At 37.0% G+C, this 12641-nt stretch carries 8 protein-coding genes; 6 read left to right on the top strand and 2 right to left on the bottom strand.

Translation table 11 applies throughout. The features are described from left to right. From IJ535_RS13045 to IJ535_RS13025, 5 genes are all read left to right on the top strand, one after another. Positions 1-2573, top strand: a 2573-nt coding sequence (locus tag IJ535_RS13045; protein ID WP_294303724.1) for a response regulator, incomplete at its 5' end; no start/stop codon positions are given. A gap of 45 nt (positions 2574-2618) precedes the next feature. Beyond that, positions 2619-4115, top strand: coding sequence for an NAD-dependent dihydropyrimidine dehydrogenase subunit PreA (gene preA, locus IJ535_RS13040; protein WP_294303722.1), 1497 nt, complete (start codon positions 2619-2621; stop codon positions 4113-4115). 49 nt (positions 4116-4164) lie between these two features. Beyond that, positions 4165-4869: an ABC transporter ATP-binding protein gene (locus tag IJ535_RS13035; RefSeq protein WP_294303720.1), complete on the top strand. Its 705-nt coding sequence runs from the start codon at positions 4165-4167 to the stop codon at positions 4867-4869. 1 nt (position 4870) lies between these two features. Further along, a complete protein-coding gene (locus tag IJ535_RS13030) occupies positions 4871-6319 on the top strand; it encodes an efflux RND transporter periplasmic adaptor subunit (RefSeq protein WP_294303718.1) in 1449 nt (482 codons plus the stop codon). Positions 6320-6329: 10 nt separating this feature from the next. Further along, positions 6330-8654, top strand: a complete 2325-nt coding sequence (locus IJ535_RS13025; RefSeq protein WP_294303717.1) for an ABC transporter permease — start codon at positions 6330-6332, stop codon at positions 8652-8654. 59 nt (positions 8655-8713) lie between these two features. Here IJ535_RS13025 and IJ535_RS13020 read toward each other — a convergent pair whose 3' ends face one another. Together IJ535_RS13020 and IJ535_RS13015 are read right to left on the bottom strand one after the other, a co-directional pair. Beyond that, positions 8714-9298: a Crp/Fnr family transcriptional regulator gene (locus tag IJ535_RS13020; RefSeq protein ID WP_294303715.1), complete on the bottom strand. Its 585-nt coding sequence runs from the start codon at positions 9296-9298 to the stop codon at positions 8714-8716. A gap of 53 nt (positions 9299-9351) precedes the next feature. Continuing rightward, positions 9352-10440, bottom strand: a complete 1089-nt coding sequence (locus IJ535_RS13015; protein ID WP_294303712.1) for a haloacid dehalogenase-like hydrolase — start codon at positions 10438-10440, stop codon at positions 9352-9354. 162 nt (positions 10441-10602) lie between these two features. On the opposite strand from IJ535_RS13015, the gene IJ535_RS13010 reads away from it, so the two are divergent. Beyond that, positions 10603-12639: a SpoIIE family protein phosphatase gene (locus tag IJ535_RS13010; protein WP_294303709.1), complete on the top strand. Its 2037-nt coding sequence runs from the start codon at positions 10603-10605 to the stop codon at positions 12637-12639. Positions 12640-12641 lie beyond the last annotated feature (2 nt).

Here is a 12641-nt window from a genome sequence, read left to right as displayed (position 1 = left end):
TGGTTGCTTGCTTTATGGAAATAGATATGGAGAGTATGCTTGAAAATATATCTCTTCAATCAGGCTCTAACAATACGACATTTTGTAACTTATACACAACAGATGGTTATTCTCTTACAAATACAGTACTTGGCGGTCTTGCCAGTGAGGACAATTTATTGGTGGCATTGAATAACGCAAAGTTTGAGAATGACTATAATGTGGAAACTGTAAAAGATGATTTTAGCAAGGGGAATACAGGCGTAGTTTCTTTTACATATAACAATATTAAAGAAACAATGTATTATGTCCCAGTTCATAGAACTGATTGGATGCTTACATATTTAATCAGGGAAAGTGTAATCAGCGGACAGATTGATGCAATATCTGAAGGCATCATAATTAGAAGTCTTGCAATGGCAATAATAATTACATTTGTGCTTACCGCAGTATTTATTACGTTGTTTTTGCAAACAAAGAAAAATACAAAACTTGCCATGGAACGTGAAACTTCTGAGTTAATGCAGCAAGAGCTTGAAGAAAGAATAGCTCTTCAAGATGAATTATTAGAGCAGGAGAAAAAGAGAGCTAGGCTGGATAAAATGGTTAACGCCTTGGCCTCAGATTACAGAAGTGTATATTACGTTAATCTGGATAAAAATACAGCCACCTGTTTTAGAAATGATGCTGAGGATGATGTTGGAAAAGGGGATGACTTTGTTTTTTCAGATGCTTTTATAGAGTATGCAAGGAATTATGTTGCAGAAGATTACAAAGAGCAATTCTTAGAATTTATAAAGCCTGAAAATATTAGAACTGCATTAAAGAATAATGACATCATTGCCTTTCGTTATATGAAAATCAAGAATGGGGTGGAAAGCTATGAAATGCTCAGAATGGCTGATGTTAAAGGCATAGGGGCAGAAGAGAGTGAAGAAATCAATGCAGTGGGAGTAGGTTTCACAGATATTGATGAAGAGATGAGAGAGTCTCTTGCAAAAAATCAAGCTCTTTCCGATGCCTTAAAGACTGCAGAAGCTGCAAGTAAGGCAAAGACAACATTCCTGTCAAGTATGAGTCATGAGATAAGAACCCCTATGAACGCAATTATAGGTTTGGATACCCTTGCCTTAAATGAGCCTGATATTTCAGATACTACGAAAGATTATCTTGAGAAGATTGGCAGTAGCGCACAGCATCTACTTAGTCTAATTAACGATATCTTGGATATGTCAAGGATTGAGTCTGGAAGAATGTCACTGAAAAATGAAGAATTTGCTTTTTCGAAGGTATTAGAGCAAATAAATGTTATTTTTAGTGGACAATGTCAGGAAAAGGGGCTTGAGTACAATTGCCGTATAAAGGGACATCTTAATGATTATTACATAGGTGATAGCGTTAAGCTTAGGCAGGTACTTATTAATATATTAGGAAATGCTGTTAAGTTCACTCCTAAAGGTGGAAAGGTTGAACTGATTGTTGAAAAAATAAGCGGATTTGATGGAAGAGCAGCACTGCAATTCAAAATCAGTGATACTGGAATCGGCATGAGTAAAGAGTATATTCCAAGGTTGTTTGACAGCTTTAGTCAGGAAGATGCAGGCGCTACAAATAAATATGGCAGCTCTGGATTGGGAATGGCGATAACAAAGAGCATCGTGGAAATGATGAATGGTGAAATATCTGTAGAGAGTGAGAAAAATGTGGGAACCACCTTTACAGTGAATATTACACTAAAAGAATCAGATAGGATTCATGTGGAAGATAAGGATTCACTGGATATATCTGTGCAGGATTTAAAAGTCCTTGTTGTTGATGATGATCCACTTGCCTGCAATCAGGCTAAGCTTGTAATGTCGCAGGCTGGAATTATAGCTGAAACCAGTACATCTGGGCAGGAGGCCATAGAGCTGGTAAAGCTGGCAGAAGCCCGCCAGGACCCATACAATCTGATAATCGTAGACTGGCAGATGCCAGAAATGGATGGGGTAGAGACTACAAAGCAGATACGTTCTGTTATTGGTAAGGATACAGCAGTAATTATACTTACAGCCTATAACTGGGATGACATTTATGATGAGGCTAAGGAAGCTGGTGTGGATAGCTTTATATCTAAACCTCTTTTTACAGAAAATCTTATAAATGAATTTAAAGATGTTCTGGAGAAGAAAAATAGAACCTTGTCAGGTGGAAATAACAGTGTGAGCCTTGAAGGCAAAAAAGTACTTCTAGCTGAGGATGTTGCAATAAATGCCCAGATAATGATGAAAATACTATCTATGAAAAAGTTGGAAGTGGACCATGCTGTAAATGGAAAGGAAGTAATAAAATATTACGAATCCAAGCCAGAAGGTTACTATGATGTAATGCTTATGGATATAAGGATGCCTGAGATGGACGGATTGACAGCAACAAAGCATATTCGTACAGCAGGAAGAATGGATTCCGCAACTATTCCTATTATTGCTCTTACGGCAAATGCTTTTGATGAAGATGTACAGCAGAGTCTGCAGGCTGGAATGAATGCTCATCTAAGCAAGCCTGTTGAGCCTCAGTTGTTATTTGAAACTTTAGAAAAACTGTTAAGAGATTAAGGCAAAGTGTAGCTAACTGTGATTGTTTAAGGAAAGAGGTGCTCTATGGTTATAGGTGAAGTTCCTGGTAGAAAAGAAATGATTTCCTGTTTATTATGCAAGGATGCTCCATGCAACAAAGCTTGTAATTTAGTACGACCTGGGGATGCCCTTAGAAGTATATGGTTTGATAATGCGGACGTGGCAGCTCTTAAAATACCAGAGGGAAATCCTTGTTTGGACTGTCATGCTGATTGCGAAGGCATGTGCATTAGTAAATCAAAGGTGCCAATAAAGCAGCTAATAACATCTCTTGCCTGGGATATACGTAGCAAAACTGAAATAGACCTACCAGAAGATGAGCATAGATTACAGTGTGATATATGTGGGGTGCCACTGGAAAACCCATTCCTTCTATCTTCATCGGTAGTTGCATCAACCTATGATATGTGTGCCAGGGCTTTTGAAGCTGGATGGGCAGGGGCATGCTTTAAAACAGTATGCTCTTTGGATATTCATGAAGCTTCCCCAAGGTTTTCCGCAATAAAGGGTGATAATGGTAATATCATTGGATTTAAGAATATTGAACAGCTATCTGATCATAGTGTAGCTGAGAATATGAAGATATTTAGGGATTTAAAAAAGAATTATCCTTCTAAATTTATACTGGCATCCATTATGGGAAAGGATGAGGCTGAGTGGGAGTCGTTAGCGAAGTTGTGTGAGGAAAACGGAGCAGATGCTATTGAGCTTAACTTTTCATGTCCTAATATGCAAGAGGATGGACTGGGCTCTGATATAGGTCAGGTACCTGAGCTGGTGGAAAGATTTACAAGGGCTGCAAAGCGGAGCACTACTATTCCTGTTTTGGCAAAGCTTACACCTAATGTTGCTACTATGTCGGAAGCGGCAGAGGCAGCGTTAAGAGGCGGTGCAGATGGAATCGCTGCTATTAATACCATTAAAAGTATAGTTGGAGTCAATCCACTTACATACGTTTCAGCCCCTGCAGTAAAGGGGCAGTCTGCTATTGGTGGCTACAGTGGAAATGCTGTTAAGCCTATAGCTCTTAGATTTATAGCTGAATTAGGTCAAAACGCAAACCTAAAAGGAATGCATATTTCTGGCATGGGTGGAATTGAGACCTGGAAGGATGCACTAGAGTTTATATTAATGGGTGCAGGTTCAATACAAATTACCACCGCTGTTATGCAATATGGATATCGAATTATAGATGACTTAAAATCTGGTCTTAATTATTATCTGGCACAGATGGGATTAGATTCAGTGAAAGATATAATTGGCGCTGGACTGGATTCTGTTAGTGATACAACTGATGTGCTAGAGCGTGATACAGTGCTTTTCCCTAAGTTTGATTTGGAAAAATGCATTGGCTGCGGAAGATGTGTTATTTCTTGCGATGATGGCGGGCATCAGGCAATTAAATTTGACAATAGGGTACCAAAGCTGGATGGAAGTAAATGTGTAGGTTGTCATTTATGCCGATTAGTATGCCCAGCGGATGCAATTTCTTCAAGCAAAAAAAGGATTAAAAAAACTTGATACATACAATAATAATGTAATGATTTAAGTCTTGTTGATGGAGGCCAATGTGGGAACACTAATTAGTTTCGAAAATGTAGGGAAAATTTATAAAACCGGTGATATTGAGTATGAAGCTTTACATGATGTTAATTTAACCATCGATGAAGGAGAGATGGTTGTTATATTAGGACCATCAGGTGCAGGAAAAAGTACACTTCTTAATATGTTAGGTGGGCTAGATGCAGCAACATCGGGAAAAATAGTTTTTGGTGACACGGAAATCACAGCACTGGATGATAAGCAGCTGGGAAAGTTTAGAGCTAAGGACGTGGGGATAATTTTTCAGTTTTATAATCTAATCCCAACATTAAATGCTATGGAAAATGTGGCATTAATCAATGAGCTTGGAGTAGAAATAATGGACCCGATGGAGGCATTAGCTTTAGTTGGGTTGGAGGATAAATGGAAAAGTTTTCCTTCACAAATGTCAGGCGGACAACAGCAAAGAGTATCAATTGCAAGGGCAATAGCAAAGAGACCTAGATTATTACTTTGTGATGAACCTACAGGAGCTTTAGATACAAACACAGGAAAAGAGGTTATTAATTTACTGCAAAAGCAAAGTAAAGAGGGGCATAGGACGGTTGTAATAGTAACCCACAATGATTTGTTTGCAGAATTAGCGGATAAAGTAATCAATGTAAAGAATGGAACGGTACATAGTGTTGTTGTTAATGACAATCCTAAAAGTGTAGATGGGGTGGAGTGGTAAGATGAAGGTTAAAGAGATATTTAGAACAAAGAAAAAACAATGTATTGCTTTTATTGTGGTTTGTGTTGGTGTTGTTGGGTTGCTTGCATATAATCTTATTCCTGATTCAGTTGATGTGGACACAGTGAAAAAATCTAGTGTACGTGCGTCTGTTACAGAGGTAGGAAATATAGCAGCAGATGATGCAATTACAGTATATTCACCAGTTGCTGGAAAACTTTCTGATGTACTTTATAAGAACTACGATGCCGTGAAAGAAGGCGATATTCTTGTTAAATATGACCTGACTTCATTTGAGGAAAATCTAAATACTGCAAGTGCCAACAAGAAATATTATCAGGATGGATACAATGCTGCGGTTGAAAAAAATAATGAATATAAAGCAATGCTAAATAAGGCCACAGTTGAGGGTGATGCTACAAAGAAAAACTATGTAAGCTTAATAGAAGCCAGAGATAGATTGATGATTACTCAAGAAAGTAGGAATCAATCTGCACAATACAATCTAAATAGATTAGAGGCTCAGCTGGCATCCCTTAATGCTCAGTTACAAGTAGCAGAGGCTGAATTGGAAAGCGCTGAAGGAGAATCAGCAATTAATGATGCAAAAAATAAAGTCAAGTCATTAGAAAGCCAAATTTCTTCAAATAGAACTGCAATTATCAGTGTAGATACAAGAAATATGACAATGGAGGAATATAAGTCCTATCTGGAAATTCTAAGACTTTTAGATATTGTGGATAAGGCATGGAATGAAAACAAAGAGAATGAAAATATTGCAAAACAAGCTGTTGTCAGCAATTCACAGCTAGCTCAATATGCTGATTCTATAGAGGTTGCAAAGATACAAGAAAACCAGGCAAGTCGTGCACTGGATACTGCAAAGACTGGTCTTATGGCAAGCTGCGACGGGACAATTACTGAAAGACTTGTGGATACAGGTTCCTTTGTAGAGGCTGGAACACCATTGTTTATAATTCAACCTTCATCAGGCTATAAGGCTAAGGTTATGATTTCTAGATTTGATATTGGAAAAATAGCAGTTGGCCAGGATGCATCTATCACTATCGGAGACACTACATACGAGGCAAAGGTTGAAAGCATATCTCCACTGGCTGAAGTAGATTCTTCAAATAAACCAAAAGTAAAGGTGTATGTAAGCTTTGTAGATAAAACTGTACAGCCTACTATAGGGTTAGAGGCTGATGTAAAGATTTATGCCCAGGAGAAAAAAGATGTTTTGACAACAAGTGATAAGGCTGTTTACACAGATGACAATGGCGATTATGTCTATGTATTAGAAAAAGGAAAAATAGCCCGAAGGAATATTACTTGTGGAGCAAGGGGAAATGGACTGGTAGAAATAGTAGAAGGTGTAAACGAAAATGAAAAGGTAATCACATCACCTGTGACAGAAGATGATATTGGAACAAGACGTATAGCTAATTAAAGGAGCGGTTATGCTGATAAGAAAGGTTTTAAGAGACCTTAGAAATAATGGGGTACAATTTCTGTCTATCTTTATAATGACCTTTTTTGCCATGCTGATTTCTGCCGGATTCGACACTCAGTTTGCAGAGTATGGAGTGGCTGGCACTAAGTATCTGGAAGAAACTAATTTCAAAGACATGGATATCCAAGGGGATTATTTTGATAATGGCCAGATTGCTAGCCTTATGGAAATGGAAGAAGTAAAAAGTGTAAACGGTCTTATTCATGCAACAGGAAAAACAAAGCTTGATAAAGAGCGCTTACTTGCAATTAGCTACATTAATGGAAATGATATCTCTAAAATGAAGCTAATAAGTGGAGAACCCTATACAAATGGGGCAAAAGGAGTATGGGTTGAGGAAAGATTTGCAACACCTATGGGGATAAAAGTAGGGGATATCTTGAACATAGATACTGAAGGAATTAGTTTTCAAGAGGTTGTAAAAGGTATCGTATATTATCCTGAATATATGTATTATGTGCCAAATGATACATATCCTGAGCCTGAGTATGGAACCCATGGATTTGTTGTTATGGATATTTGTGAGGCGCCGTATACAAGTATTAAATATGACCAGTTGATTGTTGATTTAAAGGCGGTAAAGGGGCAGGAGTTAACCCTTACCGATGAAGAAAAAAACTATATGCTTGCTATGAAGCAAAAAATAATCGACAAGCTGGATAATAGAAAAGTTATAGTGAAAACAAAAACAGAAGGTGACATATATGATGAGTTTGCCGGAAGCACAGAATCAAGTGATGCTTTAAGTACAGCATTCACTACGCTTTTTCTTCTTATAGCGGTGCTTGGAATTGTTACAACAATGACGAGACTTACAAATAATCAAAGAATCCAAATAGGAACAATGAAGGCCTTAGGATTTTCAGATAGAAAAATAATGATTCATTATCTTTCTTATTCAACCATTATAATATTCTTTGGTGCTATATGTGGCACAATTGTTGGTAAGTATACACTGGGGGCATATTTGATAGATGTGGATGTTTATTATTATCAGCATCCTTACACCACTCCCCATTTGACTACAAAGAGTCTTGTAATGCCATTTATTGCAGTGATAATTGGAGCTATCACAACTTTTGTATGTACCAGAAAGACCTTGTTAGAGCGTGCTGCGGAGATACTAAAGCCGGAGCCACCTAAGAATAATTCTAAAGGTTACCTGGAAAAAAGTAGGATTTGGAATCGCTTAGGCTTTGCAATTCGCTGGAATGTTAGAGATGTTGTAAATAATAAATTAAGAACTGCCATGAGCATTATGGGTATAGCGGTTACATCCATGTTGTTATTTACGGCTGTTGGTTTTTACGAGTTGTTATCAGGACAAAGCTTATGGATGTTTGAAGATTTGATAAATACTAATTATAAGATTCTGTTTGCTGATGATACTGAATATGGAATAGTGGAGGACTATGCTCTTGAATATGCAGGGCAGATGATTCAATCAACAACAGTAACAGTTTATTCAGATACAACCGAGAATGTTAGACCTCTTATTGTAGCGGATGAGGGAAACATTTATAGGTTTCAGGATATGAATCTTGAGTATTTTCAGCTTCCCGAAAATGGTGTTGTAGTAACCAGCAGATTGAAGGATACCTATAATGTGGAAGTGGGGGATACATTAAGATGGAAGATGCCAGGAGAGGACAGAGAATACAGCGCAAAGATAGTAGCTTTTTGCCGTCAGGCAACTGATCAGGGCCTAATTATGAGTAGGACGGCATGGGAAAACGCACTAGGAGAATTTCGTCCTAATATCGTATATACGAACATGACTGTACCAGCTAATCTTAAGGATAAGGATGGAATAGTTGCTGTCAATGATAGGGATATGCTTATACAAAGTGCAGAATCAGCGCAGGAAATAGGTTATACGATTTCCATTATCGTTTCTGTTATAGCAATTGTACTTGGAACAGTGGTTTTGTACAATTTGGGAGTGTTATCCTACATAGAAAAGGTAAGAGAAATAGCAACGATGAAAGTGTTAGGTTTTCAGTCCATGAACATTAGATTTATTTTGATGCAGCAAAACTTAACTGTGACTGGGCTTGGAGCCATCATTGGTGTTCCGCTGGGATATTTATCTTTGACAGCCTTGTTAGACGAATTTTTGTTGGACGACTCAGATTTGATTATGGATTTGTCTTTATTACCATTTATTGTAGCCATTATAGGAACATTTCTAGTTTCTGTTTTGATAAATATTGTTGTTACGGCTAAGATAAATGAGATAAATATGGTAGAGGCATTGAAGGGTGTGGAGTAACCAGTAGCTACACTTACACAAAAAATAAGCCAGCTCAAAGTAAAATGAGCTGGCATTTGTTAGTTATTGTTTTTTCTTTTTCCTATGAAATGCATCCCTTTTTCACGCATTTGTTTTTCGGGAGTATTTAAAGCATAATTACGAAGGTTGTCCTTTTGAAGATTATCACTTCTTAAAATTTCTATCACACTATCATCCTTATTGTCGGATGTGTCTGTTTCAGTCCTATTTTCAGTTACTTCTTCAAGCTCACGGCTTAGCTGATTGATTTGATGCTGCATTCTGGTCATATTGGTGGCCATGTTTCGCATAATCTGAAGAATATCATCCTTATTTTCCTGGATAAAATCACCCATTAAGCCCTCAGTAACACGAAGAATCTTAGTTTTAGAATATGTAATTATAGTGTAGATGGCGGGCTGACCTGTCAGTATTCCAAATTCTCCGAAACATGTACCAGGACCTAGCAGACCGATTAATACTTCATTGGGAGTGCCATAACCTGTGTACATTTCCACATGTCCAGACACAATCTTGTACATATCTAAGTTGATTTCTCCTTCCCTTAGAATCATAGTGTCTGGTGGGATTTCGTATATTTTATTTCGATTATAAATACTTTTATCGTCAAAAATATTACTCATGTCAAAGCCTCCTATAAAAGTATTTTAGCAAGCAATAAAACTATTGATGATAATTATTTTTTAGAAACACCAGGACCGTAGATTGTTGTCCAATCGTTCTTCATTGAAACTGGAATCCAGCCACTTTCGGCACATTTTTTGTACATTTTTTCAGCGGCAGAGGCCTTACCATTCTCTCTTACAGTATCATCGCAGCATAGCATGAATGCAAGGCTCTTATATTTATTATTTGTGGTAACATATTTTGCCATACTGTAATCGCCAGAGCTATTACCGAAGGAAAGAACAGGCTGTTGGCCTATTTCCTGGGAGATAACAGCTACTTTATTCATTTTAAGATTCTTAATTATAAAATTGCCTCCTAAAACCAGGGAATCATTATCCTTGAATTGATAGGTTAGGCCCTCTTCACCATTTTGATTCTTGGCAACAATAGCTTCGTCAGAACCGATTATTTGTCTTGGTGGAACAGGTAATTTGCCATCAACAAGGCCTCTTAATATTAATCTATCTGTTCCAGAAACTATATAGACTGTAAAATCATTTTGCTGTAAATAGTTAATAATCTGTACCATTGGCTGATAGAATGCATCACCCTTTTTCATACCATTGTAGCCATTCATTGGTGTATTTCCAAAGGCTTTTACATAGTTGAGAAATTCATCAACTGTCATTCCTGCAAATGCAGATGCAACAGCCTGACCATGTTCGTTGCTAAGCTCCTCTGGATAAGTACCTGTTTTAGCAAAATCTAAGACTTTAGCAGCAACAGCCTTTTCAAAATCACTGGCTTTATCTTTATATGTAGGATCGCCAAATACTCTGTAAACTAATAGCTCATGGTCAAAATATACAGGGTCAGTTTCACAACATAATGTTCCGTCTAAGTCAAAGACAGCTATTCTGTCTGAGACAGGTATGTAATACTGACTGTTCTTATCTGTAATTTGTGCCATGTAGCTTTGTAGCTGTGTCTTTGCAGGAGCTGTATCAGCCCAGTATGATAAAGCAGGACTGCCTTTTGCTTCTGCGATTAGTGTGGCATTACTTGAAGATGCTAGCATTAATGCGCATAAAGCAACTACAACTAGTGCTCGAAAATCTTTTAACCATGTGTGTTTCATAACTCTTTGTTTTAGCATAAAGCTTCCTCCTTGATTTATATAACTTCGATTTTAATGTTAGCATTTACCAGGTAAAAAAATGTGAAACCTTTGTGAAAGAATGGATAATATCGGACAATTTTAACAAAATGCTGATAGTATTTATATAACAGTCATTGATTATAAGGAGAATGGGGCAGAATGGTAACCATGATTATAAAAATGTCCGTTCTTACATTACTGTATGTGATTCTTACAGTAGTTGTTTGGAAGTGGACAAATAATAAAGAAATAGATAAATTCAAAAAAATAGTTATAGGTATAGTCTTTGGCATTAGCTCGGTGCTATCTACCCATTTTGGAGTATCCTATGAGGACATGATTATTAATGTCCGTGACATAGGTCCTCTTGCTGCAGGATTGTTTTTTGCTCCTTCATCAGGTGTAATTGCAGGACTGATAGGAGGAATTGAAAGATATATTGCAGGAACTTATTTTGGAGTAAGTTCATATACAAGAATCGCTTGTAGTGTTTCCACATGCCTGGCAGGTTTTGTTGCCATGTATATGAAAACAAGAATGTTTAAAGGCAAGAAGCCATCTCCATTTTACGCATTCTTCCTGGGGGCTGTAATGGAAGTGTTCCATATGTATGTTGTTTTTATTACTCATAGAAATGATATGCGAATGGCATTTCTGGTTGTTAGTACATGCGCAGTGCCTATGATAGTGTTCACCGGCATTGGAATGTGCTTATCATCTATAGTTTTACAATTATTATCAAAAGAGTGGATTAGTCCGTTTAAAAAGATTGAGGCGGAACAGGAACCATTATCTCAAAAATTTCAAAAATGGTTGTTTATAATTACATCAATTGTGATACTTGGTAGCTTTGTCTTTTCCTGCATATTGCAGACACAAACAGCAAATCAAAATTGTAAGTCTGCTCTAAAAAATAATTTCAATACAATAAGAGTTAATTACCAATTAAATGAGGTTAATTTAAACGCAGATAGTAATGTTATATTTGGAATAATAAATGATGAGAGAGTTGTGTTAAGGGGTAAAAATATAGGTATGCCTCTTTCTGTGGAAGAATATAATTATATATGCTCTAATTTTGATTCAGTAGTTAACGGTAAATTCTGGGGAATCGATTCTAAAATATACGCAGACAGAATTGATAAAAACAAAATACTGGTAGTAACTATGCAAAGAAGCGAGGTCTACTGGAATCGTGATGCTCAAGCCTATGAGCTGGCGCTTGCAGATATCCTGCTATTTACTGTTATTTACGTGCTGATTGCTTATTTGGTAAATCAGATTGTTGTTAGCAATATTCAATTAATAAATGATTCACTTAACAAGATAACAAAAGGAAATCTAAATGAAGTAGTTGTTGTTAGAAGCTCATCTGAATTCGCATCTTTATCGGATGATATTAATCAGACGGTACTTACATTGAAGGGATATATTAAAGCGGCAGAACAACGCATTGAACAGGAATTGATATTTGCCAGAACTATACAGGCTTCATCTTTGCCACAGGTATTTGATTTTCCAGGTAGAGATGAAATTGAAATATATGCATCAATGAAGCCTGCCAAGGAGGTAGGCGGTGATTTTTATGACTTCTTTTTTATAGATAGCGATAAAATTGCTCTTGTAATTGCTGATGTTTCGGGAAAGGGTATTCCAGCAGCTTTATTTATGATGAGAAGTAAAACGGCAATACGAAGCTTTGCAGAAGCAGGCGGAACTCCATCAGAGATACTAATTAAGACAAATGAAGCTCTATGTGAAGGAAACGATGCAGAAATGTTTGTCACTGTATGGATTGGAATACTGGATCTTAAAACAGGAGTAATGCAGTGTGCAAATGCCGGGCATGAATACCCGGCAATTAAGCATGCAGATGGAGAATATGAGCTGATAAAAGACAAGCACAGTATAGTTCTTGCTGCTATGCCAGGGTTAAAGCCATCTCCTTACGAGATTACACTTAAACCAGGCGATAGATTGTTTGTATATACGGATGGAGTACCAGAGGCTATAAACGAACAGGAAGAACAATATGGTACAGACAAAATGATAGATGTATTAAATACTACAGAAGGAATGTCTATCGAAGGTACTGTTAAGGCTGTTTTTGAAAATGTTAATGCCTTTAAAGGAAGTGCTGACCAGTTTGATGATATTACAATGCTAGGATTTGAGCTTGTTAAACTAATGAAATAAAA

The sequence above is a fragment of the Pseudobutyrivibrio sp. genome, assembly GCF_017471675.1.
Taxonomy (GTDB): Bacteria; Bacillota; Clostridia; order Lachnospirales; family Lachnospiraceae; genus Pseudobutyrivibrio.
Note: the sequence above shows the minus strand (reverse complement) of the source record. Positions and strands in the feature narration are given on the sequence as shown.

What these genes read in the sequence shown, in the direction of transcription:
- preA (WP_294303722.1), top strand. Translation starts at nt 2,619, where the DNA reads ATGGTTATAGGTGAAGTTCCTGGTAGAAAAGAAATGATTTCCTGTTTA.
- IJ535_RS13030 (WP_294303718.1), top strand. Translation starts at nt 4,871, where the DNA reads ATGAAGGTTAAAGAGATATTTAGAACAAAGAAAAAACAATGTATTGCT.
- IJ535_RS13025 (WP_294303717.1), top strand. Translation starts at nt 6,330, where the DNA reads ATGCTGATAAGAAAGGTTTTAAGAGACCTTAGAAATAATGGGGTACAA.
- IJ535_RS13020 (WP_294303715.1), bottom strand. Translation starts at nt 9,298, where the DNA reads ATGAGTAATATTTTTGACGATAAAAGTATTTATAATCGAAATAAAATA.
- IJ535_RS13015 (WP_294303712.1), bottom strand. Translation starts at nt 10,440, where the DNA reads ATGCTAAAACAAAGAGTTATGAAACACACATGGTTAAAAGATTTTCGA.
- IJ535_RS13010 (WP_294303709.1), top strand. Translation starts at nt 10,603, where the DNA reads ATGGTAACCATGATTATAAAAATGTCCGTTCTTACATTACTGTATGTG.